22 protein-coding genes, 1 other RNA gene and 2 pseudogenes are annotated in these 23,445 nt (G+C 68.6%); 10 read left to right on the top strand and 15 right to left on the bottom strand.

The features are described from left to right. Positions 1-17: 17 nt before the first annotated feature. The 4 genes and pseudogenes from AQJ64_RS52225 to AQJ64_RS07310 form a co-directional block, all read left to right on the top strand. Positions 18-797 (top strand): annotated as a pseudogene (locus tag AQJ64_RS52225) (DMT family transporter); the annotation flags it as partial. Positions 798-912: 115 nt separating this feature from the next. Next, an RNA gene (rnpB, locus tag AQJ64_RS07320) (RNase P RNA component class A) lies at positions 913-1,320 on the top strand. Between the two features lie 49 nt (positions 1,321-1,369). Then, entirely contained in the window at positions 1,370-1,549 is a 180-nt protein-coding gene (locus AQJ64_RS48940; RefSeq protein ID WP_059202492.1) for a hypothetical protein, read from the top strand. 81 nt (positions 1,550-1,630) lie between these two features. Further along, positions 1,631-1,834 carry a DUF397 domain-containing protein gene (locus AQJ64_RS07310; protein WP_055633651.1) on the top strand — a complete coding sequence of 68 codons (204 nt, stop codon included), beginning with the start codon at positions 1,631-1,633 and terminating at the stop codon, positions 1,832-1,834. A gap of 67 nt (positions 1,835-1,901) precedes the next feature. On the opposite strand, the pseudogene AQJ64_RS07305 reads toward AQJ64_RS07310, so the two are convergent. Next, positions 1,902-2,117 (bottom strand): annotated as a pseudogene (locus tag AQJ64_RS07305) (transcriptional regulator); the annotation flags it as partial. Between the two features lie 67 nt (positions 2,118-2,184). Between AQJ64_RS07305 and AQJ64_RS07300 the strand changes: the two are divergent. Next, on the top strand, positions 2,185-3,225 hold the full coding sequence (locus AQJ64_RS07300) for a tetratricopeptide repeat protein (protein ID WP_338059976.1): 1,041 nt from the start codon (positions 2,185-2,187) through the stop codon (positions 3,223-3,225). Positions 3,226-3,266: 41 nt separating this feature from the next. Here AQJ64_RS07300 and AQJ64_RS07295 read toward each other — a convergent pair whose 3' ends face one another. The 10 genes from AQJ64_RS07295 to AQJ64_RS51660 all read right to left on the bottom strand — a co-directional run bounded on the left by AQJ64_RS07295 (position 3,267) and on the right by AQJ64_RS51660 (position 13,467). Further along, positions 3,267-3,524, bottom strand: coding sequence for a Txe/YoeB family addiction module toxin (locus AQJ64_RS07295; protein ID WP_055511941.1), 258 nt, complete (start codon positions 3,522-3,524; stop codon positions 3,267-3,269). After that, positions 3,521-3,793 carry a type II toxin-antitoxin system Phd/YefM family antitoxin gene (locus AQJ64_RS07290; RefSeq protein ID WP_055633649.1) on the bottom strand — a complete coding sequence of 91 codons (273 nt, stop codon included), beginning with the start codon at positions 3,791-3,793 and terminating at the stop codon, positions 3,521-3,523. Before AQJ64_RS07290 ends, AQJ64_RS07295 begins: the two co-directional genes overlap by 4 nt. 121 nt (positions 3,794-3,914) lie before the next feature. Next, positions 3,915-4,322, bottom strand: coding sequence for a hypothetical protein (locus tag AQJ64_RS07285; RefSeq protein ID WP_055633648.1), 408 nt, complete (start codon positions 4,320-4,322; stop codon positions 3,915-3,917). Between the two features lie 43 nt (positions 4,323-4,365). Next, a complete protein-coding gene (locus AQJ64_RS07280; protein ID WP_055633647.1) occupies positions 4,366-5,448 on the bottom strand; it encodes a polymorphic toxin type 27 domain-containing protein in 1,083 nt (360 codons plus the stop codon). A gap of 297 nt (positions 5,449-5,745) precedes the next feature. Beyond that, positions 5,746-5,943, bottom strand: coding sequence for a hypothetical protein (locus AQJ64_RS07275; protein ID WP_055633646.1), 198 nt, complete (start codon positions 5,941-5,943; stop codon positions 5,746-5,748). Positions 5,944-6,730: 787 nt separating this feature from the next. Then, the gene (locus AQJ64_RS07270; protein WP_055633645.1) at positions 6,731-7,978 is read right to left on the bottom strand and encodes an ROK family transcriptional regulator; all 1,248 of its coding nucleotides are present in this window, start codon (positions 7,976-7,978) and stop codon (positions 6,731-6,733) included. A gap of 249 nt (positions 7,979-8,227) precedes the next feature. After that, positions 8,228-8,491 (bottom strand): hypothetical protein, encoded by a 264-nt coding sequence (locus tag AQJ64_RS07265; RefSeq protein ID WP_055633644.1) that lies wholly within the window; start codon positions 8,489-8,491, stop codon positions 8,228-8,230. Positions 8,492-8,526: 35 nt separating this feature from the next. Further along, positions 8,527-10,353: an RICIN domain-containing protein gene (locus AQJ64_RS07260; protein WP_159060276.1), complete on the bottom strand. Its 1,827-nt coding sequence runs from the start codon at positions 10,351-10,353 to the stop codon at positions 8,527-8,529. Positions 10,354-11,409: 1,056 nt separating this feature from the next. Further along, on the bottom strand, positions 11,410-12,945 hold the full coding sequence (locus tag AQJ64_RS51665; protein WP_159060275.1) for a BTAD domain-containing putative transcriptional regulator: 1,536 nt from the start codon (positions 12,943-12,945) through the stop codon (positions 11,410-11,412). A gap of 399 nt (positions 12,946-13,344) precedes the next feature. Next, complete coding sequence (locus AQJ64_RS51660; RefSeq protein ID WP_276206613.1) at positions 13,345-13,467, bottom strand: hypothetical protein; 123 nt, start codon at positions 13,465-13,467, stop codon at positions 13,345-13,347. Positions 13,468-13,958: 491 nt separating this feature from the next. On the opposite strand from AQJ64_RS51660, the gene AQJ64_RS07250 reads away from it, so the two are divergent. The 3 genes from AQJ64_RS07250 to AQJ64_RS07240 all read left to right on the top strand — a co-directional run bounded on the left by AQJ64_RS07250 (position 13,959) and on the right by AQJ64_RS07240 (position 17,372). Then, the gene (locus tag AQJ64_RS07250) at positions 13,959-15,113 is read left to right on the top strand and encodes a chitinase (protein ID WP_079061506.1); all 1,155 of its coding nucleotides are present in this window, start codon (positions 13,959-13,961) and stop codon (positions 15,111-15,113) included. Positions 15,114-15,260: 147 nt separating this feature from the next. Then, positions 15,261-16,859, top strand: coding sequence for an RICIN domain-containing protein (locus AQJ64_RS07245; protein WP_157880831.1), 1,599 nt, complete (start codon positions 15,261-15,263; stop codon positions 16,857-16,859). A gap of 267 nt (positions 16,860-17,126) precedes the next feature. Further along, positions 17,127-17,372, top strand: coding sequence for a hypothetical protein (locus AQJ64_RS07240; RefSeq protein ID WP_055631898.1), 246 nt, complete (start codon positions 17,127-17,129; stop codon positions 17,370-17,372). Between the two features lie 455 nt (positions 17,373-17,827). Here the strand turns inward: AQJ64_RS07240 and AQJ64_RS07235 are convergent, their stop codons facing one another. Together AQJ64_RS07235 and AQJ64_RS07230 are read right to left on the bottom strand one after the other, a co-directional pair. Further along, positions 17,828-18,241, bottom strand: coding sequence for a MazG-like family protein (locus AQJ64_RS07235; RefSeq protein WP_240512465.1), 414 nt, complete (start codon positions 18,239-18,241; stop codon positions 17,828-17,830). A gap of 52 nt (positions 18,242-18,293) precedes the next feature. After that, a complete protein-coding gene (locus AQJ64_RS07230; RefSeq protein WP_055631897.1) occupies positions 18,294-18,857 on the bottom strand; it encodes a DoxX family protein in 564 nt (187 codons plus the stop codon). 139 nt (positions 18,858-18,996) lie between these two features. Between AQJ64_RS07230 and AQJ64_RS07225 the strand changes: the two genes are divergently transcribed. Next, positions 18,997-19,323: a hypothetical protein gene (locus tag AQJ64_RS07225; RefSeq protein ID WP_055631896.1), complete on the top strand. Its 327-nt coding sequence runs from the start codon at positions 18,997-18,999 to the stop codon at positions 19,321-19,323. A gap of 73 nt (positions 19,324-19,396) precedes the next feature. On the opposite strand, the gene AQJ64_RS07220 is transcribed toward AQJ64_RS07225, so the two are convergent. Then, on the bottom strand, positions 19,397-20,176 hold the full coding sequence (locus tag AQJ64_RS07220) for an ABC transporter ATP-binding protein (RefSeq protein ID WP_055631895.1): 780 nt from the start codon (positions 20,174-20,176) through the stop codon (positions 19,397-19,399). 109 nt (positions 20,177-20,285) lie between these two features. Further along, positions 20,286-21,755, bottom strand: coding sequence for an ABC transporter permease (locus AQJ64_RS07215; RefSeq protein ID WP_055631894.1), 1,470 nt, complete (start codon positions 21,753-21,755; stop codon positions 20,286-20,288). Positions 21,756-22,003: 248 nt separating this feature from the next. On the opposite strand from AQJ64_RS07215, the gene AQJ64_RS07210 reads away from it, so the two are divergent. After that, positions 22,004-23,203, top strand: a complete 1,200-nt coding sequence (locus AQJ64_RS07210) for a D-alanyl-D-alanine carboxypeptidase family protein (protein WP_240512464.1) — start codon at positions 22,004-22,006, stop codon at positions 23,201-23,203. Positions 23,204-23,445 lie beyond the last annotated feature (242 nt).

Below are 23,445 nucleotides of genomic sequence, written 5' to 3'. Positions count from 1 at the left end.
AGGGCCAGAGTGGCCGCATGACTGCACGCGGCTGGTTCCTGTTCTCCCTGATGGGAGTGGTCTGGGGCATCCCCTATCTGCTGATCAAGGTGGCGGTGGAGGACCTCTCCCCGGCCATGGTGGTGTTCACACGGTGCGCGCTGGGCGCACTGCTCCTGTTGCCCTTCGCGATCCGCCAGGGCGGATTCGTGAGGACCGTCCGGGCGCACTGGGCGCCCATGCTGGCCTTCGCGTGCATAGAGATCATCGGCCCCTGGTTCACGTTGACGGATGCGGAGAGGCATCTGTCGAGCTCCACCGCCGGGCTGCTGATCGCGGGAGTCCCGATCGTGGGTGTACTGGCAGCCCGCTTCCTCGGAGAGGGCGAGATGCTGGGCGCCCGCCGGATGACGGGCCTGGCGGTGGGCCTGGCGGGAGTGGGAGTCCTGACCGTCCCGCACCTGACGGGAGGCGACGCCCGCTCCCTGGCCGAGGTGCTGCTGACGGTGGTGGGCTACGCGACGGCCCCTCTCATCGCGGCCCGCCGCCTGAAGGACGTCCCGACCCTGCAGCTGATAGCCCCCTGCCTGACCCTCTCCGCCCTGGTCTACGCCACACCGGCGGCACTGACCTGGCCGGACGCCATGCCGTCGGCCTCGGTCCTGTCCGCTCTGGCGGCCCTGGGGACGATCTGCACGGCGATCGCCTTCATTGCGTTCCTGGAACTGATCAAGGAAATAGGCCCGACGCGCTCCACGGTGATCACCTACGTCAACCCGGCGGTGGCGGTGGCGGCGGGCGCGATATTCCTGGACGAGCCGTTGACAGCGGGCGTCCTGGCGGCCTTCGCCCTGATCCTGGCGGGCTCGGTGCTGGCGACGGCGGCTGGTCCCCGCCGCGACAGGCGCCCGGTAACATGGTCGACACGGCAGACGAGCCGGGCGGACGGCCGCGTGGAGTCCCCCTAGGGGGCTTCCCGAGGAACGTCCGGGCTCCACAGGGCAAGGTGGTGGCTAACGGCCACCCGGGGTGACCCGCGGGACAGTGCCACAGAAAGCAAACCGCCCGGCGCTTCGGCGCCGGGTAAGGGTGAAACGGTGGTGTAAGAGACCACCAGTGCCCAGGGCGACCTGGGCAGCTAGGTAAACCCCACCCGGAGCAAGGTCAAAAGGGGCCGCTGTGAAAGGCGCGCCCTGCGCGGACGTTCGAGGGCTGCCCGCCCGAGTCCGCGGGTAGACCGCACGAGGCCGGTGGCAACACCGGCCCTAGATGGATGGCCGTCTCCCCGGCCGCCGCGAGGCAGCCGGGCGACAGAACCCGGCGTACAGCCCGACTCGTCTGCCGCCACCTGCGGCTCTGCCTGGGCAAGGGCACCCTCGAGGCCGCCAAGGTGGCCCAGCGCGTCATCCACCACTTCGACACCTGCCCCCAGCGCACACTCGGCGTGGTCGCGCTCTCGACGGCGCAGGCGGAGGCGATCGAGGAGGCGGTGCAGAAGGCGAGGGCGGCCCGCCCGGACCTCGACCACCACTTCACGGAGGGCCGACACGACGAGGGGCCGGGAGCTTGAACGCACGTACGGGACTCTGCGCGCGCAGGCCCACACTCCGGCAGAATCACGTGCATTGATCGAGAAGCTGTGGGGAGAGAGATGAGCGGGGACAACGCCAGGCCCGGCCTGGACGGACTGGCTTGGTACAAGAGCACTTACAGCGCTGGCAACGGCGGCGAGTGCGTCGAGGTCGCCACCCGCCCCGCCAGGGTCCACGTCCGCGACTCGAAGGACACAACCCGCGCCGCGCTATCCGTAGAACCCACGGCGTGGACCGCGTTCGTCGAGTTCGCGGCCCTCTGACAGGGCAGGGCTCCTGGCTGGGCAGGCGGATGCTTGCCCAGGGGCCCTGCGCACACCCACAACGTCGTCAACGCGCATTCAGCGCTCGGCGGGCCGAGCTGATGAGGTTGTGGGCGTCGGCCCCGTACACCGCCGACTTGCTGAGGGTCTTCCAGACCTTCTTGTACAAGGCGATGTTGTCGGCGTCGTCCAGCCACAGTTCGGCGTGCCAGTCCTCGGCGACGACCAGCCGGTCATCGAGCACCCAGAAGCCGTTGGCAGGCACGATCTTGACGGACGCCGAGACAGCCCTCAGAGCCCTCCTCGACCAGTCCCTGTCCGAGCTGGTCGACGCCGCCGGCGCGCGCTGCGTGCAGAGTCACGGCATCCTGCTCGACAGCGTCGCGGCGGCGACCCCCGCGGACCTGGTGCCCGCCCTCGACACGACAGCCGTCCGGCTGCTCGACGCGGCTGTGCCCGGCCTACCCGACGCTGGTCCGCACGATCCGCGGCTGCGCCTGCTGGTGCCTCACGCGCTGGCCCTGCTGGGGCACATCGCCGCGCCGTCTGCCGCCGCCGACGCCCTGGCCGTCGCGACGCGGCTGGCGGTGGCGCTGCACCGGACCGGTGACTACCTCTCCGCCTGGGAGACCGCCCGCACCGCGGCGGACCTCGCGCAGCGACTCCTCGGCGCGGACCACCGTTCGGTCCTCGGCGCCCGCTCCAGGGCAGGGCGGGCGCTGTTCCGGCTGGGCAGGTACGCCGAAGCCGAAGCGGCGCTCCGCGCGGTCCGGGACGCCCAGGAGTGTCTGTTCGGCGCCGACGACCCCGACACCACGGACAGCGGCTACGGCCTCCAGCTCGTGCTGGCGAACCTCGGCAGACGCGAGGAATCCGTCGCGCTGCTCCGCGACACCGTCGCCGGGCGCCGTTCGGCGCTGGGCCCCGCGCATCCGCTGACCCTGCGGGCCCGCGCCAGCCTGCTGGAGATGCTGCCCGCCGCCGAAGTGCTCACCGAGGAGGGCGGCGCCCTGCTTACGCTGCCGTCGGAATGCGATCGGTTCCTCGGCCCCGACCACACCGTGACACTCGGCGCCGGACACAACCACGCGTGGGCGCTGTACCTCCTGGGCCGTTTCGACGAGGCGGACCGTGAGATCCGGAGGGTCGCCGAGACGTATGTGCGGCGCTTCGGGCCCGAGTACCCGATCGTGCTCGCCGCCCGGCAACTCCTCTCTCGGACCAGGGCCGCGCTCGGTCATGTGGAGGAGGGGATCGAGCTGATGACCGATGTCGTCGCACGACGGGAACGCGACCTGGGCCCCGAGCACCCCTTCACGGTCGCGAGCCGTCAGCTGCTGGACGAGTACCGATCGGGTCGATGGCGCCCGCCGCAACCGTCTGGCGGATGAGGGACGCGGCGAGGTGTTCGGCGCAGGGGCGAGCGGTGGCCTCAGTAGTGGTAGCGGGCCTTGAGGATCTTGACTTCCTTCTCGTCCACCCGGTAGACGAGCCGGTGCTCGTCGTCGATCCGGCGTGACCAGTAGCCGGACAGGTCGCCCTTCAGGGGCTCCGGCTTGCCGATGCCGGTGAAGGGGGTGCGCTGGATCTCGGCGATGAGGCGGGTGATCCTGCGGGCCATGGCGCGGTCCGAGCCGAGCCAGAACAGGAAGTCCTCCCATCCGGCCGGGTCGAAGTGGACACTTCTCACCCGTCACCCGCCAGCTCTTCCAGCTCTGCCATGGTCTTGGTGACCACGGCCTCGCCTGCCTTGTCCCGTGCGACGGCTTCCATGAGGCTTCGGGCGTTCGCGGGGGAGCGCAGCAGGTAGACGGTCTCCTGCCAGGAGTCGTAGTCCTCGGCGGACATCAGTACCGCGTCGCCGTTCTTGGAACTGATGCGCACGGGGGTGTGATCGTCGTTGACGCGCTTGATGAGGGGGAAGAGGTCCTTGCGGGCCTCGCTGGCGCTTATGGTCATCTGCGGCACCTCTCTCCTGGTGGTACTGGAAAACGGTACCGCACTGGTACGGGATTCTGGTACGAGTGGCGCACGGCGCTGAGGGCGCCCTCGGCGGGGCACCCTCAGCGTGTCATCCGTGTCAGCCGACGCTGCCGTACTCCACGGGGAAGTCCGGGGGCCAGGGCTGGGAGAAGTCGAACAGGGACGGGTCCTCGAACTCGCGGTCCGCCTCGCGCCACGCGGGTGCGGCGGAGACGACGAAGCTGTCCCCGCCCGGTTCGATCATCCAGGTGAAGCCCGCATCCCCCGCGGGGAGGTCATGGCGCTCTTTCAGCACCGCGAACTCCGCCTCCGACGCCGGGCGGACGTGAATCCCCTTCGGGTAGATGGGCCTGAGCAGCATGAGCTCCACATGCCCGAAGTACACCTCGACGCGGGTGTCCGTGTTGTCGACGGCGGTGGCGTCGCTGCGCAGCAGCAGCTGTCGGTGTGACGCCGCGAAGCTGACCACCCGGAACAGGCGTCCCTCTCGTACGAAATCCGGCATTCTCTGTGTTTTTCCTGTTCTTCCTGTTTTCGGTGTTCTCGGGTCACTGGGCCCAGTCCGGCTTCGGCATGTCCTTGACGAGGCTCGGCGCCTTGTCACCCGGCTTGGTGAAGTACCAGTCGATGGCATCGAAGTCCCGCACTCCACGGACCACCTTGAGACGCAGCGTCGCCACTTCCCACGCGGTGCCGTTGTCGCTTCCTACTTGGGCCACCGCCTGCCAGTTGCCGCCCAGCAACGGCCTCCCGCGCTCGACGAGCTTGTCCAGCGCTTCCGCCGCGGTCTTCGCGCCCGGGACACCGTCCAGTGAGATACTCAGCTTCACCGACTTGTTGTCCAGCGCCTTCTCGACGCCTGCCATCCGGATCGGCCGCCCGTCACCGTTCGGGGCCGGTTCGCCGAGGATCTTGAGGTTGAACGTCCGTGCCCCGGGGCCGCTCAGGCCCCCGACACCGCCCAAAGTCTCTCTGGCCAGCGTATCGGAGTAGGGGTTGATCCCCAGAACGATGTGGTCGCCGTCCTTGACGAGATTGTCGACGATCCCCTTGAGGCAGTCGTTGTGCACCAGGATCGGCGTCGACCCCGTGTACACGGAGTACGTGTGGTTTCGCGCGACCTCGAAGTCGAAGACGTCGACGGATCCCTTGACGACACTGGTGCCGAGGACCTGTGTGGAGCCGCCGTCCCGCGCCTCGAAGGTGTCTCCGGCGCGCAGTTCACCGGCCTCGACCCAGCCCCGGTTGCGTACCCAGAAGCGGTGCGAGTCGGTCGCTTCGACCTGGCCGTCGGCGGTGCTGATCCGGACCAGGGAGTCGACGGTCCGGTGGAACAGCCTCAACACCGGCCGCAGGGACTTCTTGCCCGTGACCTGGTCCTGCGACCAGACCCGGTCGCCGACCTTGATGTCCTCGATGGACTTGGGACCGTTCTGCGTCGCAACCTTGGTGCCGGCCGGGAAGCACTTGGTCAGCAGGAGCTTTGCGGTGATTCCCTCGATGGCGGCTTCGGTGAGGCCGGCGGTGCGCAGAGCCTTCCATGCCGCGTCGATCGCGATGCCGGTTCTCAGGGCGGCGTCGAGAGCCGTCACGGCGTCCTTGATGGCCTTGAAGGCGACGCTGCCGCGCACGTCGAACTTCCACTGCTGGGCCTTGGCCCTGCCACAGTCCCGTATCTGGATCTTCGTGCCGTGGGCGCTGTTTCCCCACGGGCGCCACGGTTACCAGGTGTAACTGCCCTCTGTGGATGGCGCTCCCCCCCGTGGACACGCCGGCGGAGCGAGGGCACACCCGGATCGACGTGGTCGTCATCGACGAGGCGGGGATGGTCGATCTTCCCTCCGCCTAGAAGGGGCTCTCCGGAGCCGCCTCCGGATCGGCGGCCTCGGTCTGGAGGATCGCAGGACCGTCCGGTCGAGCGGTTTGTGTTACTGGACGGCCTTGGCGAGGGTCGCGCCGAGGACCCGACACTTCGAACGGACCGTGTCCTTGATCGCCCGCCGCTGCTCTTCCAGTGTGTTGATCTCCTGTTGCAGCCTGTCGGCCTGCGACACCAGTGATGCCCGGCTCGGCAGGCCGGACACCGTTGCCTCCTCGGTCGACAGCACGGACCGCAGCCGGGTCACTTCCGCCAGGGCATGCCACGCAGGTTCGAACCTCTGGGAGGGTGATCTCTGGATCTCCACGGGACTTGAGGCCGCTCCGAGTCGTCGAATTCCACTTCAATGCATAGGCCAGACATTGCCGTGGATCCGTTCGCGTACTCAGGGCTGGATTTTGGCCGGATGATCTGACGCTCTGTCACCTGTCGTCATCCGTCGTTCTCTGCACGCTGGCTGGATCGCGGCCGGACGTAGTTGAACGGTGAGTCAGTACGGTGAGGTGGCGCGTATGCCCGCGTGGGCCGAGCGTTTCGGGTGATCGCACCCTGGGGCTTGGATGGGGCGAACGGCCCTGTCGTCGCCCGCACAGGCCGGTTGGCCCGGACGTCATGGCGGTCCCGTGTCCTTTCATGAAATCGAGTCTCCATTCGAGCCGGGGCGGTTCCATTGCGGTGTGCTCCTGGGGTTCTGCGAACGGGATGCTGATCAGCGGGAGCGGTGCCCCGGCGCCCGTAGTCCGGCAGCCGGTGGTGCGGCGAGAGGGCGGCTGGCCGGGGTGCCGGTCGCCCTACGGACGGGTGGCGCAGGGCCACATGGGCGGGCGAGACAGCGGTGGCTGCCCGTGCCCGTGGCTCCGACGGCGGCACGGGGCGGCCATTGCCGCGGACATAGGCGAAGGATGCGAGCGCACGATCGCTCTCCGCGTGCCGACTCTCGACGTACCGCAGGTCGCCCTCGCCGTGGAGCAGGTCGCCCTCGCCCGTCGCCGGGTAGGTACCGACGGCAGGCAAGGTGCCCTCCGGGTCCCGGGTCAGGAGCTGTGCACGCGCCGTTCAACAGACGCGGCACCGAGTTCGAGGAGGCGCTCCAACGCCGTCGGCGACGAGTACACGCTTGCGAGTACGAGCGCGATGGCCCCCCATGCGCCGGCGTCGGCGCCTGCTGGGAGCAGCGACGGTATGACCTTTGGCGCACCCCGGGGAGCGAGGGTGTGACGCACCAGGGCCTCACGCAGCGGCTCGAGCAGGACGTCACCGGCCGACGCCGTCTGACCGCCTACGACGACCAGCTCGGGGTTGAGCAGGTTGCAGACGCTTGCCAGTTCCCGACCGACGACACCGCCCACGTCCGCCAGGACATTGCGCACCGCACGGTTGCCTGCGGCGGAGGCGGCCACGATGTCGGAGAGCTTCGCCGAGTCGCCGAGCACGTCGCGCAGATGCCGCCCCACGGCAGATCCGCCCGCTTTCAGCACCAAACATCCTCGATTGCCGCAGCGGCACGCGGGGCCCTCGATATCGATCGAGACATGCCCGAACTCGCCGGCTCCTCCGTCGGCGCCGCGGTGCAACTGGCCGGCGATCACTATGCCGATGGCGAGCCCGCTCGAGATGTGCACGTAGATAAGGTTCTCGACGTCGCGGGCGTCGCCCCAGCGGCATTCTGCGAGGGTCTCGAGCCGGACGTTGTTCTCGACCAGCACGGGGACTCCGAGCCGGTTCGACATCACATCGAGCGCGTTCATGCCATGCCAGGGCTGATCATCGAGCGCGCCATGCACGACGCCTTCGGACGGGTCGATCTGGCCGGGCAGGCCGACCCCGACAGCGAGCAGCCGATCACGATGGCCGCCGGCCCGCTCGAGCGCCTCGTCGAGCGCTTCCGTCGCGAGTTCAGCACGACGCCCTCCGTCGTCCGTCGGTGCGAGCTCGCGCTGTGCGGTACCGAGCTCGCCGCCGGCCAGATCATGAACGCGCGCCGCGACGCCGTCGAGCGTCATGTTGACCCCACCGGCCCACGCCGCCGTCGGAGTGAGCATCAGATGTCCGCCGGCGCGACCGTCGACCTCCGGTCCGCGATCGTCGTCGAGTGACTCGACCAGCACGCCGCCCTCGATCAGCTCTCTGGTGATCGTGGTGACCGTGGTACGCGAGAGTTCGACGCGACGAGCGATCTCGGCGCGGTGCAGCGGACCAGCCTCGGTGACCGTGCGAAGAACGGCGGCCGCGTTGGACAGGCGCAGCGTGCGGAGCGAGCCCCCCGGCGAGTACGACGTCATGGTCGCAAGTATCTCGCGCGCCCCACCGACTCGGTTGCAGCAGGGGCCGGATCCAGATCCGGCTCGGGCTGAGCCTCGACGAGGTGGTGCGCGATGGCTGAGACCCCGTTCTGTGAAGTTCCCCCTGAGCTCGACAGTTGGTGGGCACGCGAGAGCGGTGAATCGGCGAGCTGACCTGCGGCGATGGGCATAGCGAAGCTCCGGGACCGTGCGCCCACGGCTCCGGAGGGCGTTTTCCCAGTTCAGGGGCTATTCGGGGGTCTTCAGGGCGCTCATCTTTGGCGGGAGCGGGACGCCGCAGTCGCGGAAGAGTCTGGTCTGGGTGTCGGTGAGGCGGGTGGTCTGTGGGAGGCTGGTGCGCCGCTCGGCGCGGATCAGCAGCAGGGCGAGCCAGCACAGCAGCACGTGGGCGCGTATCCGCTCGTCCAGGCGCTCGTCCAGTCGTCCGAGGGCGCGACACAGGGTTTCGAAGCGATGACGTGCCCACCGGAGCGGAAAGCGTCCGGTGGGCACGTCATGGGCGCGATCCGGCCCTTCCTCACTGCTCGCTACCTGACGAACACGAGGTTCCAGCTCTGGTCGAGGTTGCCGTTGTCCTGCTGCTGCACCGCGAGCGCGCCTTCGGAAGTCGATCCGTCCTTGATGCCGACCACCTTGGAGCTGTATCGGTTGACCAGCTTGTAGGTGCCGTTCGCCGACGTCACCAGTTGCCACTCGTGGTCGGCGGTTCCGTTGTCCGACCACTGCAGGGCCTGCGCGCCCTCGGCGGTCGACATGCCGCTGATGCCGAGCACCTTGCCGGAGTTCACGTTCGTGAGCTCGTAGTTGCCGTCGCTCAGCTGGGTGAACGTCCACTCGTGGTCGGCGGTTCCGTTGTCCGTCCACTGGAGCGCCTGGGCGCCGTCGGTCTTCAGCATGCCGCTGATGCCGAGCACCTTGCCGCTCTTGGCGTTCTGGATCTTGTATACGTGTCCGCTCTGGATCGAGGCTCCGCTGCCCGCGGCGAAGGTGATGTTGCTGGTGTAGTTCCCGATCGCGAAATGACCGGCGGCGGCATTCGTCACCACGGCCCCATTGACCGTCAGGTTCTCGAAGGCCACGTTCTGGGTTATCCGGGTCGCGTCGTTGCCGTAGATGTTGTTGTCGTATTGCAGGTTGCCGTTGTACGAGAAGTTCTTGACGGTGACGCCGTTGATTCCGCGACCGACCGACAGGCCGTATCCCGGATTCTTGTAGGTGATCACGTCCAGGAACTTGCCGACGAGCACGTCCTCCCACCGGATGTCCGCGAGCAGGACGTTCGTCACGAGGTTCGAATCGCTCGCGGTGAGAGAGATCGGCGAGACGCCGGACAGCGGGTTGTGGGTCAGGATGTCCACGTTGGAGATCGTGATCCCGTTGATCGTGTCGGGGTCGTCCGGATTGCCGTGTGTGCCCACGTTGACAGGGTGCGCTTTGCCCGGCATGAGGATCGAGTTGGTCACGTTGAACACGTTCGTGCTTCCGTAATACCCGAAATCGCCACGCGAGCCGTAGATCGCGATGCTGTCGTCACCGGTGCGGATGTAGCAGTCGTTGACGTTGATGTTGTTCGACGCCATCGCGTCCACTCCGTCGCTCCACTTCCGGTACGCCAGGAGCTTGACGTTGTTGATGGACACGTTGTTCGAGGATCCGAGGTCGACTCCGTAACCACCGTTGTTCAGGTTGCCGTATCCGTTGACGATGATGCCGTCGACGGTCACGTTCGTCGAATTGTCGACCGAGATGCCCGCGCCGTCGGGGCGGTAGAGGATGCCGCGCCCCCTGATCGTCACGTCGGAGACGTTGTCCGCGACGATGCCGCCCCTGATCACGGCTCCGCCGGCGATGTACAGCGTCTTGCCGCTCGGGACGGTGATGTCGCCGGTGTCGTAGAACCCGGGTCCGTAGTAGATGACGTTCGGATCCGACGCGCTGGGCACGTTGGTCTCCAGCGGGTTGGCGAAGATCATCAGGTCCTGGTCGACGTTGTCGTTCACATCGACGACGAGCTTCATCGGCCCCGAGATCGTGAAGGTCGCGGTATTGCCGCTGATCGCCGGTGTGACGCCTCTGGCCGAGGGCTTGACCTTCACCGTCGACACGGTCGCCAGGTTCGAGGTGACGGACAGTTCGACGGGACCGTTGGTGTCGAAGTAGACGAACGAGGCCCACGACGCCCTCGAGGGCCCTCCGACCCGAGTCTGATACTCGTCCAGGTCGATCCAGGTTCCGCCCGGGGGGCGCACCTTGACCGTGAAGTCGGTGCTCAGGGGGTTACCCGCAGGCGCCGGGTAGGTCGTCAACGTCGTGGCGGCGTGAGCGGGTACCGCGAACACGAGCGACATGAACATCGCTGTGATCAGACACGAGATGAGAGCGGCGATCTTGCCTCCGCGATGCAAGGACATCTGTACCTCTAATCGCAACATAGCCGAAGGGGCGAGTGTGTTCACAGAGTGTTTACACTTAAGGCTCAAATTAGATCTAATGCGCGAAGTGCGTCAACTCTCGTGACGTATCTAATGTCGCGCCTGGTCGTCGCGCTGTCGCGATATGACGCGATGTCAGGGTTCTGCTCCGTGCGGCGCGTTGCTGTCAGGCTGCGCGGGTCGCGGAACGAGTCCGTGTCCGTGAGGCGGACGATGACGAGGCAGGCGGCACGTGTGCCTGCACTCGAGGCTGCTCCCAGCCCGATTCCGTGCCACTTGGTCTGAACCGTCGCGGGCGGATCAGGCTGGATACGGTCGGCATCGTCGAGCCGGACCGTGATCCCTGCGCCTGCTCTGCCATCGGCGGTATGCCGAGGCCGCCTGCGTCCTGCGCCCGCACCCAGCGGAGGCAGTGCTCGGCCTGGCCGACCGGTCGAACTCGGGATTCATCGGCAAGAAGCTGGACGGACTTCGAGGGCGTCTTGCCCCGCTCATGTCCGATGGTCGAGTCTCGGATCTGGATCACCGCATCGCGGCGCTGTCGCGCACCGCATGACGAGCGGGACACGTGCATGAGTGACGGTCGGATCTTCCTCGAAGCGTGGATCGCCGGTGTGAACAAGCACTACCGCGGTGAGCCGAAGCCCGGCTACGTCCGGGACGCCCGTACCGACGGGAAGACCTCCGCGCGCCGTACGCGTTGGTCCTCGGCCCCGATTCAGCCCGCTCGGCCTCAACACCATTGACGGCGGCCGGCTCCGAGTTGTGGGCGGGCCGGTCCTTCGCTGCGGCGTCAGGACCGGCGATACGCCTGATCGCACCGTCACGAGCGGCAGGGTGCGTCCAGTTCCTTCAAAGCCGCCTCGTCACGTGCTCGCGGAGTTCACCGGGGCTGAAGTACATGTTTCTCGGGACGGCGCGAGGGCAGCCGACAGGGCAATACGCGACCCGGTACGCGTGATCTGAACGACCGACGGATCAGAGGACCGCCGTCCACTTCTGGTTCTGGGCGCCTGTGCAGGTCCAGAGCCGGAGCGGTGTGCGGTCGCTCCCGCGCGGGTCCGTGGCCTCCACGCATTTGTGAGCCTGAAGGTTGACCAGGTCGTGGGCGGGGTTGAGCCGGAACCTCTGGGAGCCACTGCCGTTGCAGTCGGCCAATTGGATGGCCGCGCCGTTCTCCGTCGAACCGCCCGCGACGTCCAGGCACTTGCCCGAGATCCGGATGATCCTGTCCTCCGACACGATCTGCCACCACTGTCTGTCGCTGCTCGAGCAGTCCCTGATCTGCAGCGGCGTGTCCCCAAGGGTGCCGCCGTCAATGCACCTGTCGGAGGCGTGACTTTGTATGGCCACGCCTGAAGCAGGCTTGGAGGGGGAAGGGCCCGTTGCCGAAGGCCTCGCTGTCGAAGCACCCGCTGTCGAACCGCTCTCGTCGGAGTCCGAGCCCGCTACGAGGTAGGGGATGCACGCGAGCAGGGCCATCGCCAGGCCGGAGCCGGCCAGCATCCAGCGGAGCCGGCGGGTGCGGGTATCCGGACCTCCGGTCTCCTCTCCTACGGCGTCCCGGTCAACTAACATCACCGGACCGTCGTGCAGTTGGGCCGGAACGGCCGGGACCGGGGCGGGCTCGGCCGGGGCCGGGGCGGACAGCGGGGCGGGCTCGGCCGGGGCCGGGGCGGACAGCGGGGCGGGCTCGGCCGGGGCCGGGGCCGGGGCGGGCAACAGGGCGGGCTCGGCCGGGGCCGGCGGAGCGAGGAGCCCGGCGTCGGCCTGCAAAACCCGCTGGTACGTCGCCTGAAGCGCCGGCCCGGGATCGACGCCCAGCTCGCTCGCGAGCAGCGTCTGCACCTCGCGGTAGGTGGCGAGGGCCGCCGCCTGCCGCCCCGAGCGGTACAGGGCGAGCATCAGCATCTCCCGGAACCGCTCGTCCAGCGGATGCTCGGCGACCAGACCGGTCAGCTCCGAGACCGCCTGCTCATGGCCCCCCAGTTCGAGTTCGACCGCCCGTCGGGCCGCCTCCGCCGACAGACGCAATTCGTCGAGCCGCTGCCGCTGGCTGTCCGCGTACTCGCCTCGGACACCGGCCAACGCCGTTCCCTGCCACAGACCGAGCGCATCACCCAGGCACTTCGCCGCGCCTTGGGCGTCTCCCGCACCTCGCAACCGCTCGGCCTGTGCGAACAGTTCCCGGAAGACGCTCAGATCCAGCTCGCCCGGCGAGGTGAGTTGATAGCCGTCCCCCACGGCACGGATCACGGACGACGCGGTGTCCCCGGCGGGCTCCAACAGCTTACGAAGCCGATGAACGTAGGTACGCAGAATGCCACGCGCGGAGGCCGGTGCTTCGGTCCCCCACACCGCGTCGACGAGCCTGCCCACCGACACCTGCGAGCCTTCGGCCAGCAACAGCACGGCCAGCACCGCCCGCTGCTGGGGCGGGCCGAGCGCGATCTCGTCCCGGCCTCGCCACGCCCTGACCGGTCCCAGCAACGAGAACCGTAATCGCTCTTTCAACCAGCGCCCTCCTTCAGGGATGCACGTCCGAAGCCGGCAGGCGAGGCCAGGCTTCCGGGGCAACCGCGCGGATCACGCCCGAAGTCTAACGTTGCCTCTGTCCGGGATCTTGGTGTTCGGATACCGGCGATCATGGTGGTGCGCCAGTCTCACGGGTACGTGGTGCCCGCGAGATTCCTGAGGAGTGCGATATTCCGGTCCGTCCTCGTCCGGGTGCCGAGGTCCCGGTGACGGCGCGGATGGCGCGGGCCGGCAGCCCCTCTGGTGCGACGGTGATGTGGGTGCGTGACCGTCTCGATGGCCTGTGGCGGGACGAGGATTTGCCGACTGGTACCCGCGCGACCGGGGCCCGGGACTCTCGCCCGCGCGGTTGGCCACGGTGGGCGTGTTGCGGAGTTCCTACTGGACCTTTCCGAACGCGATGCCGCCGAGGCCGTGCGCTGCCGCGTCGACTTCACGTACGCGCTCGGCCTCGATCTCGGCGACCCCGGATTCCACCGCATCGTGCTCAGTCCTGGCCATCGTCCGCGATCTGCCACGCCTCGAACTTGTCACGGAGGCCGTGCGCGCGGGCGCCGGCCCTGCCCGGTCCGGTCCGGCCTTGAGGGCACCGTCTGAGAGTCCGCCCACGGCCACGGCATGCGTCGCTGCCGACACTGCGGGCAGGCCAAGGCCCACCCGCAGCACGTACTCACCGCCGTCGCCGTCGCCGTCGACATCGCACGCCTCAGCCGACAGCCTCCCGGCGGAGGCGCCCCTCCACTGGCCATCAGTTCGGCGCGCGGAACGTCCTGCACGTGGCGCGCGAGACCCGGCGAGCGGACGTCAACGGTCCGTGGAGCGAACGTCAACAAGCTATAGACACCCTGGCGGTTGTCTTGGCCAGGCGGCGGTTCGCGCCGTCTCACCCAGGGGTGACACGGACTCACGCCAGGGAACACCGACGCCTTGGGGGAAGATCCCCCGTTTCTCACACATTCGCGGCCTTGAGTCGACCAAGGAGTGGTATTCGCATGCCCACATCCCTCGTCCATCAGTTACCGGAAAGACGCGCTTCTTCTGGCAACTCCACGGTGCTTACAGCACTCACGGTGCTTGTCGCACTGATCGCCGCACTGTTCGTGGCTGCGCCGACCGCCGCGGCGGCGGATGGCCAGATCAAGGGGCTGGCCGGCAAGTGCGTCGACGTCGCGTCGGCGAACAGTGCAAACGGGGCATCCGTGCAGCTCTATGACTGCAATGGGACCAACGCTCAGATCTGGTCCAATCCAGGAGATGGCACCCTGCGTGCGCTGGGCAAGTGCCTCGACGTCGTCGAGCGCAGCACGGCGGACGGTGCGGCCGTTCAGCTGTGGGACTGCACGGGCGGCGCCAATCAGCAGTGGGTGGTCACCGCGGCTCGCGACATCGTCAACCCCGCCGCCGACAAGTGCCTGGATGTCCGCGAGAAAAACTCCGCCAACGGCACCCGGCTGCAGATCTGGACGTGCACCGGCACGTCGAACCAGAAGTGGACGGCGCCTGCGAGCGGGGGCGGTACGACCCCTTCCGGCTTCGTGGTCAGCGAGGCCCAGTTCAACCAGATGTTCCCGAACCGGAACAGCTTCTACACCTACAACGGGCTGGTGCAGGCGCTGAGCTCCTACCCGGCGTTCGCGAAGACCGGCAGTGACACGGTCAGGAAGCAAGAGGCCGCCGCCTTCCTCGCCAACGTCAATCACGAGACCGGAGGCCTGGTCCATGTGGTGGAGCAGAACACCGCCAACTACCCGCACTACTGCGACCTCAGCCAGTCGTACGGCTGCCCGGCCGGTCAGGCCGCCTACTACGGGCGCGGTCCCATCCAGCTCAGCTGGAACTTCAACTACAAGGCGGCGGGCGACGCGCTCGGGATCGACCTGCTCCGCAACCCCCGGCTGGTCGAGACCGACGCCGCCGTGGCCTGGCGCACCGGTCTGTGGTTCTGGAACACGTCGACCGGCGCCGGCACGATGACCCCGCACAACGCGATGGTGAACCAGGCGGGCTTCGGCCAGACCATCCGTGCCATCAACGGCTCTCTCGAGTGCGATGGGAAGAACCCCGGGCAGGTGCAGAGCAGGGTGAGCGCCTACCAAAGGTTCACCGCGATCCTCGGGGTCGGCCCGGGCGGCAATCTCTCCTGCTGAACCCCACCCCTGCGTCGCCGGAGCGGCCGGGATCGCACGGCACCCGAGCCCCGCACCGGGCGGACCACTCAGCGTTCTCGTGACTGTGCGGTGCCCAGAGGCACCGCACAGTCACCGCCGATCTTGTCAAGGAACAGGAAAACTCTCATGAATTCGATGCAGAAGCGCTTCGCGTTCGCGACAGCGTTTGGATTTCTGGTGCTCTCAGGGGCATCAACGAGTGCCGTCGCGGCAGCCGCCGCGCCGCACTCGACTCAGACTTCGACTCAAGCTTCGGCTCCGCGGACTTTCGCGCACCCGGGAGTCAACATAACCTCGACGCAACTCGAGTTCGTGCGGACCAAGGTGCAGCAGAACGCGGCCCCCTGGAAGGGGGCGTACGACGACATGATCAGCGATCCTCTGGCCTCGCTCTCGCGCGTCCCCACCCCTCGCCCGGTCGTCAACTGCGGTAAGAGCAGCAATCCGGACAACGGGTGCACGAACGAACGGCAGGACGCGATCGCCGCCTACACCGACGCACTCGCGTGGGCCATCAACGGTGACGAGCGGTACGCCAAGAAGTCGATCCAGATCATGGACGCCTGGTCGTCCACGATCACGGGCCACACGGGTGACAACACGGGCATTCAAACGGCGTGGTCGGCCGCGTCGTGGGTGAAGGCCGCCGAGCTCATGAAGTACCAGTATCACAATTGGCCGAACGCCGACCGCTTCGCGAGCATGCTGCGTTCTGTCTACCTTCCCGTCGTCGTGAACGGCGACGACAGAACCAGCAACTGGGACCTCATCGAGGCCGAGGCCTCGATGGGGATCTCCGTCTTCACCAATGACGGAGTCACCTTCGACAAGGCCGTCGACCAGTACCTCGCACGCGTTCCCGCTTTCGTCTATCTCGAATCGGACGGGCCCACACCCCATCGGAGCCCGGACGGCGGTTTCAACTGGGAGACCGCGAACCGGTACATCACCGGAATGACACAGGAGACGTGCCGGGACTTCGTGCACACCGGCTACAGCATCGCCTCGATGTCCCACATCGCCGAAACGGCTCTCATGCAGAACGTGGATCTCTACCCTCAGGTGGGAGAACGCCTGCGGCAAGCTCTGGGATGGCAGTCCACCCAAGAACTGAGCGCGGCCCCGGAACCGGCGAATCTGTGCGGCAGAGGACCCCTCCAGCGTGGCCTCGGCCCGGTCACGGAGACCGGGTTCAACGCCCTGCACACGAGGCAGGGAATCGCCATGGCGAACACCCAGGCCCTGACCGAACGCGGTCGCCCCTCGGGAACGAACTACCTGTTCGTGGCCTGGGAGACGCTGACCAACGCGAACAACCCGGTGATGCCCAACACCCAGCTGCCCACCGGGCCCATCACCGGCCTCGGCGGCAAGTGCGTGGACATCGCCGCAGCCAACAGCACCAACAGCACCGCCGTCCAGATGTACGACTGCAACGGCACTGATGCGCAGCAGTGGACCGTGGGCGGCGACGGTACCCTCCGAGCGCTCGGCAAGTGCATGGATGTCACCGCCGCCGGCACGGCGGACGGTACCAAGGTGCAGTTGTATGACTGCAAGGGCAGCGCCGCCCAGGTCTGGCAGCGCGGCAACGGGGACACCCTGGTGAACCCGGCCTCGGGCAAGTGCCTGGACGTCACCGAGATGTCCACCGCCAACAACGCCCGGCTGCAGATCTGGTCCTGCACCGGCACCGCCAACCAGCAGTTCCACCTGCCGGTCTGACCCCGGGTTTCACGGCGTCAAGACGTCGGGACCCGTCCAGCGCCCTCCTGTGCTCACGCCTCGTCGCATGTTCCCCTGAGTGAACGGCCGCAGGGCATGCACCAGCGCCTGACCGCCAGGGGGGCAGCTGACAGCGGATCTGGACGGGCGGGGCGAGGCCCGCATCTGGCGGGTGGCGGGCGATCCCGATGCCGCCCTGGACCTCAGCGACATGGCCATGTCGGCCGTCGCGGGCCAGGACGTGTCGGCGACGATGCTGGGCAACCTGTGGCTGAATCGGGCCTGCACGCTCCTCGGTACGACCCCGACCCCGAAGCGGGCGTCGCGCTGGCGAAGGAAATCCTGGCGCTCGACGACCGGAACACACTGCCGAGCCAGATCCGCAGGGTGGCCGTGCTCAGGGCAGGCAAGGCACTGGCGGCCGAAGACCCGGCGAAAGCCCTGGACGCCTTCGAGCGCGTATGCGTCCCGAGGCAGGCACACCGCGATGCGCGGTCCGAGATCCTCAGCTGACTGGCCGCCGCCCGACTGGCCTGGGACCGTCGTGCCGACGAACGGTTCGCAGGAGTCGACGGACCGGCGCGCTGGCCACAAGGACGCATGCCGTCGCGCTCAAGCAGAACAACCGCCTCCTGAGCGCCCGTTCAGGCCTCATGCTCGGCCGCCGGCTGGGCGCGGCCGACCATACGGAGCGCGATGCGCCGCGGGCGGTGGTGGCGGCCCTCGACGATCTGGGTTCGGCTCTGGCCGGACTGACGGTCGACGCCGGCCGACGGATCCTCCAGGAGCCCGCAGGCGACCGCCGACCCGACGGCGCCCGGACAGCCCGCTACGCATGCGCCGCGACCGCCCCTGGGAGGAACCCGGGCTGGTGGAGAACTACACCACCTTGGGAGAGTATCTGCGCACCACTCCCGAAGCGGTGCGCAAGAGACCGCGTCGCTACGCCGGGCCCGGCGCCGAATCGATCAGGGCCGTTGGTCTGCGCTGATCGGACTCCCGGTCCAGGCGCCGGTGTCCGCCTCGCCTCCGCGTACTCCCGTGCCCAGCGACCTCTCCGCCACCTCCGCCAAATGCCCCCCGAACACCCGCTCAGGCTCCGGCGTCAGCGTCCGCAGCGCCACCAACGCCGTGATCACCACATCGCACAGCTCCCCCTGCACGTCCTCCCACGTATGGCTGTTGCCCTTGCGCGGGTTCTGGCCCATCGCGCCGATGACCGCCTCGGCGACCTCGCCGACCTCCTCGGAGAGTTTCAGCATGCGCAGGAGGAGGCCCGCGGAGCCGTCGTGGGCGCGGTGGGTGTCCAGCCAGGTCCACAGGGCCTCGATCGTGGGCCAGATGTCCGGGGCGGGGGAGGGGGCGGCGCTCAAGTCGGTCATGACGGGCAGCCTGGCAGGTGAGGCCGAGCCGCAGGGCAGGAACCGCCTCCACTCAGCCCAGCAACAGCTCCTGCTCGTCGAACAGCGCCGCCTGCTCGCCCTCCTCCCGGCGCCGCACGCGCCGGTTGCGCGTGCCCACCACCACCGCTGTCAGCACGCCCGTCGCCGCCAGGGCCGTCGGGACCATCCAGCCCCGGTCGAAGACGTGGCCGAGCGCGTGGTCCAGGGAGAGGCGGCCGGGGCCCGTGATCGCGAGGCCCGTGGCGGCCAGGCCCAGGGTGGCCGCGTACTCGTAGCCGCCCTCCATGTTGAAGAAGCCGTTCGGGGCGTGGACCGCCGCCGCGCCCGCCATGCCGCCGGCCGCCGCCGCGCCCGCCGCCGGGGTGGCCAGGCCCAGGGCGAGCAGGGTGCCGCCGCCCGCCTCGGCCAGGCCCGCCGCCGTCGCGCTGGCCTTGCCGGGCTTGTAGCCGACCGATTCCATGAACTGACCCGTGCCCTCCAGGCCGTGGCCGCCGAACCAGCCGAACAGTTTTTGCGCGCCGTGCGCGGCGAGCACGCCGCCCGTGCCCAGCCGTAGCAGCAGCAGACCCACGTCACGGCGGTTGCAAAAGGTCATGGGGACTCACTCCCTGAGCAGGACGGCAACGGCATCCCCCGCGTTTCTGTTCTCCACCGTCGCATTCCCGCGCCCCACCCGGCCCCTCCTGGGCGCCGTTCGGGTGGCGGGGGGCCTGGGGCGGTGTGACGCTGCCCTTATGACGATCAAGACCGGCAAACTCACCGACCCGGCCGTCCGGGCCTTCGTCAACGCCGTCAACGACGGTGACCAGGAGGCCTGCCTGAGCATCCTGACGCCCGACGCGACCATGGCGGACGACGGCTCCGACCGCGACGTCGCGCAGTGGATCGACCGGGAGATCTTCTCCTCCCGGGGCCACATGGACGTCGTCAACGAGTCGAACCGCGGCCAGGACCTCGTCGTGAACTACCGCAACGACACCTGGGGCGAGATGCGCACCCGCTGGCACTTCGACGTCACCGGCGACGGGCACATCGCACGGTTCGAGACCGGACAGGCATGACAGCGGGAAGGGGCCGCCCGCCGTCCTCGGCGGGCGGCCCCTTCCCCGAGGGTGCCCTGCAAACAGCTGCCGCTCAGTAGGCCTGGTACCCCTGCTGCGTGCCGTGCCCCGCGTACGGCTCCTGCTGCCCCTGCCCCTGCCCCTGACCCTGACCCTGCGGCACGTACGTGTTCTGCGCGTGCTGCTCGGTCAGCGTGATCTGGCCCGCCTTGATCGTGGCCAGGCGCGGGGCGCGGCGGGCGATCGACGAGTCGTGGGTGACCATGATGAAGGTCAGGCCGTACTCGTGCCACAGGCCCTCCAGCAGGGCCATGATGTCGTCGCGGGTGCCCTCGTCGAGGTTGCCGGTGGGCTCGTCGGCGAGCAGTACCTTCGGCTTCTTCACCAGCGCGCGGGCGATCGCGACGCGCTGCTGCTGGCCGCCGGAGAGCTCCGAGGGGGCGTGGCCCAGGCGCTCGCCCAGGCCCACCGAGCGCAGGGCCTCCGCCGCGCGCTCGCGACGCTCGGCGGGCTTCACGCCCAGAGGGACGAGCGCCGTCTCGACGTTCTCCTGCGCGGTCAGTGTCGGGATGAGGTTGAAGGACTGGAAGATGATGCCGATCTTCTCGGCCCGCAGCCGGGTCAGCTTCGCCTCGCTGATGCGGGCGAGGTCGACGCCGTCCAGCTCGACGCTGCCCTCGGTCGGACGGTCCAGGCCGCCGATCATCTGCAGCAACGTCGACTTGCCGCCGCCCGTCGGGCCCTGGATGACCAGCTGGTCGCCGTCCTCGATCGTCAGGTCGATGCCGCGCAGGGCCTCCACCGTCTCCTTGCCGCGCGAGTAGCGCTTGGTGACGCCGGTCAGTCTGTACATGGGTGCTCCAGCTCCGTATCCGTAGCCGCGTTGAGAGAAGAGAAGAAGAGGGGTGGGGCGCCGCTGACCCGGGGGGAGAGGGTCGGTTGCGGCGCCCCGGCAGGGGGTGTTAAGACACGCTGCGCAGCGCGTCCGCCGGGCGCATCCGGGACGCGCGCCAGCCGCCCATCGCGCCGGCGATCAGACCGCCGGCCACCGCCAGGCCCACCGCGAGGGCGATGGTGGTCGCGGAGACGGGAGCCGACAGGGCGATCTCCATGGTGTTGGAGGCGGACTGCTGGCCGGGGCCGCCACCGCCGGGGCCGCCGCCCATGCCGCCACCGCCGCCGGTGCTGCCGAGCTCGGCCGTCAGCTTGGGGCTGATCGCGGTCACCGCGTACGCGGCCCCCAGGCCGAGCGCGATACCGAGGGCACCGCCGAGCAGACCGTTGACGATGGACTCGCCGACGACCTGCCGGGTCACCCGGCGGCTCGGCCAGCCGAGGGCCTTCAGGGTGCCGAACTCACGCACCCGGCGGGACACGGCGGAGGAGGTGAGCAGCGCGGCCACCAGGAAGGCGGCGGCGAGCACCGCGATCGACAGCCACTTGCCGACGCTGGTCGCCAGGTTGGAGGCGGTGGAGAGGGAGCCGGAGACGGTCTCCGCGAGGTCGGCGGAGGTGGTGACCGTGGTACCGGAGATGTTCTTCTGGATCGTCGCCTTGACGGTGTCGATCTGCTGGGAGTCGGTCGCCTTGACGTAGATCGTGGTGACCTGGTTCTTGGCGTCGGCGAGGGTCTGCGCCTGCTTCAGCGGCAGGTAGACATCGGTGGTGGAGTCGCTGCTGTCGGGCGTCGCGATACCGATGATCTTGTACTTGGTGCCGGAGATCTTCAGGGTCTTGCCGACCTTGTACTTGTTCTCCTTGGCGTACGACTTGCTGACGACCGCGACCTTCGCGTTGGTCTGGGCGGAGGTGAAGGCCGTACCCGAGGTGATCTTCGAGCCGGCCAGCGGGCCGAGGTCCTGGTTCGTGACGTCCACGCCGGCCACGGAGTAGGAGTTGACGTCGAAGGAGGCGCCGCCGCCCTGGACCTGCGGGGCCGCGGTGGAGCCGCTGCCCTGGCCGCCGCCGGGACCGCCCTGGCCGCTGCCGCTGCCGCTGGTGGAGGACTGCGCCTTGCCCTGGGTGAAGGAGCCGTCGACCTTGGTCACGTTCAGGGTGAGCGCGCCCACCGCGGCCGCCACGCCCTTCTGGTCGGCGACCTTCGTCACCAGCGAGGACTTCAGGGCCTGACCGCCCTGAGTCATCACCCGGTCCGAGCTCTGCTCGGTGTCGTCGTCGTTCGACTTGGCGTCGAACTCGAATCTCGGCTGACCGGAGCTGTTGCTGGTGGGCGCCGTGCGTGCCTTCGTGACCGTCATGTCGGTGCCGAGGCCGTACAGCGACTGCAGGACCTTGTCCTGCGCCTGCGTCATACCGGCCGACACCGAGTTGACGGTGATGACCAGCGCGATACCGAGCGCCAGACCCAGAGCGATGACCAGGGCCGCCTTCTTGCGCCGGCCCAGCTCGCGCTTGAGATAGATGCCAAACATCCCGTTCCTCGAAGGTTCTTGGCGCCCGCTGTGGACGCGACCCAAAAACTAGGGAGGAACCTTTGAGCCGGACTGAGTAAAAGATGTGTAAGGACTGAGAATGAGGACCGATTCCGGACGCCTGGATCAGAATTCCATCAGACAGCTCATTCCTAAGCTGTGGAGGGGGTTTTCCCAGGTGGAAGGGGTTGGCTGGCCGAGCATCACGGTGTTTGGACGCCCACAGGATCCCCTTGTACGGTCCCGCCGTGCACGCATTTTCCCGACGCTCGTTGCTGTCCTCCGCCGCGCTCGCGCCCCTCGCCCTGGCCACTCCCTCGGCCGCCGCGACGGGCACGGCGGTCGGCGGGGCCCGGCTCGCCCGTGACGGCGTCCAGGCGGCCGTCCCCTCCGGCCTGCCGAAGAAGCTCACCGCCCGCGCCTGGCTGGTCGCCGACCACGACACCGGCGAGGTGCTCGCCTCGTACCGCGCGCACCGGCGGCTGGCGCCCGCCTCCACGCTGAAGATGCTGTTCGCGGACACCCTGCTGGGCAGGTTCGAGCGCACCGAGCGCTACACCGTCACCGACGCCGACCTCGCCGGCATCCCCGCCGGCTCCAGCCTCGTCGGCCTCAAGCCCGGCCTCACCTACACCGTCGAGCAGCTCTGGCAGGGCGTCTTCCTGCGCTCCGGCAACGACGCCGTGCACATCCTCGCCCTCATGAACGGCGGGGTCGCCAGGACGGTCGCCGAGATGCAGGCCCGGGCCGCGGACCTCCAGGCCCTGGACACCCACGTCGTCTCCTGCGACGGCTACGACCACACCGGCCAGCTCTCCTCCGCCTACGACCTCACCCTCTTCGCCCGGCACGGCCTGCGGGACGCCGACTTCCGCGCCTACTGCGCCACCAGGGCCGCCGACTTCCCCGCCGGGGGCCGCAAGACCTTCCGCATCGAGAACACCGACCGCCTGTTGTCGGGAACGTACGGCGTCACCCCGTACCAGGGCATGGTCGGCGTCAAGAACGGCTACACCACCCACGCCGGCAACACCTTCACCGGCGCCGCCACCAGAGACGGCCGCACCCTCCTGGTCACGGTTCTGCACCCCAGGAGCGGCAACAACGCGGTCTACGAGGAGACGGCCGCCCTCCTGGACTGGGGCTTCGGAAAGGGCGGTTCGGCGACTGCCGTGGGCCGTCTGGTCGAGCCCCTCGGTGAGGGCGGCGCGAGTGCCTCGCCCTCCGGGGAGGCACCCCACGCGGGAGCGCAGGCGACGAAGACGTCCGGCTCGGGCGGAAGCTGGGGCACGCTCGGCGGCGCGGGAAGCGCGATCCTGCTGCTGGCGGCGGGAGCTTACGAGACCCGCCGCAGGAAACGGGCCAAAGGGGCGCGAGAAACCACGACGCTCCCGCACTCCGCGGACGACAGCGCCCCCCTTCGCGAACCCGGCCCGGCGCCCGAATAAGTGGCAGCCGTTCCGCACCCCCGGTGCGCACCTCGCGGTCCCATGCGAGGTCCACCCCCACCCGGTGATGCGGAACGGCTGCCCTTCCCCCCCTCGGTATGGCTCAATCAGCGAGGCGTTCTCGTGCTGAAAGTGTGAAGTTCTCGTGGAGAAGAGTTGAGCATAAGCCCGCTACCGGCCGCAATGGCCCGGATGGCCAAATTCCGCTTGTATGCGCCGAGGAGTTGACGGCCCGTGGGCCC

Source organism: Streptomyces griseoruber (assembly GCF_001514205.1).
Lineage (GTDB): Bacteria > Actinomycetota > Actinomycetes > Streptomycetales > Streptomycetaceae > Streptomyces > Streptomyces griseoruber.
The sequence above is the reverse complement of the archived record's forward strand: the minus strand, read 5'-3'. Positions and strand labels throughout refer to the sequence as shown.

Bases quoted from the DNA above. Each gene is read 5' to 3' on its own strand.
- AQJ64_RS51660 (WP_276206613.1), bottom strand. From the start codon at position 13,467: ATGGCCAGGACTGAGCACGATGCGGTGGAATCCGGGGTCGCCGAGATC.
- AQJ64_RS07225 (WP_055631896.1), top strand. From the start codon at position 18,997: ATGACGATCAAGACCGGCAAACTCACCGACCCGGCCGTCCGGGCCTTC.
- AQJ64_RS07220 (WP_055631895.1), bottom strand. From the start codon at position 20,176: ATGTACAGACTGACCGGCGTCACCAAGCGCTACTCGCGCGGCAAGGAG.
- AQJ64_RS07250 (WP_079061506.1), top strand. From the start codon at position 13,959: ATGCCCACATCCCTCGTCCATCAGTTACCGGAAAGACGCGCTTCTTCT.
- AQJ64_RS07215 (WP_055631894.1), bottom strand. From the start codon at position 21,755: ATGTTTGGCATCTATCTCAAGCGCGAGCTGGGCCGGCGCAAGAAGGCG.
- AQJ64_RS07245 (WP_157880831.1), top strand. From the start codon at position 15,261: ATGAATTCGATGCAGAAGCGCTTCGCGTTCGCGACAGCGTTTGGATTT.
- AQJ64_RS07235 (WP_240512465.1), bottom strand. From the start codon at position 18,241: ATGACCGACTTGAGCGCCGCCCCCTCCCCCGCCCCGGACATCTGGCCC.
- AQJ64_RS07310 (WP_055633651.1), top strand. From the start codon at position 1,631: ATGAGCGGGGACAACGCCAGGCCCGGCCTGGACGGACTGGCTTGGTAC.
- AQJ64_RS07230 (WP_055631897.1), bottom strand. From the start codon at position 18,857: ATGACCTTTTGCAACCGCCGTGACGTGGGTCTGCTGCTGCTACGGCTG.
- AQJ64_RS07260 (WP_159060276.1), bottom strand. From the start codon at position 10,353: ATGTTCATGTCGCTCGTGTTCGCGGTACCCGCTCACGCCGCCACGACG.
- AQJ64_RS07270 (WP_055633645.1), bottom strand. From the start codon at position 7,978: ATGACGTCGTACTCGCCGGGGGGCTCGCTCCGCACGCTGCGCCTGTCC.
- AQJ64_RS07285 (WP_055633648.1), bottom strand. From the start codon at position 4,322: ATGCCGGATTTCGTACGAGAGGGACGCCTGTTCCGGGTGGTCAGCTTC.
- AQJ64_RS07290 (WP_055633649.1), bottom strand. From the start codon at position 3,793: ATGACCATAAGCGCCAGCGAGGCCCGCAAGGACCTCTTCCCCCTCATC.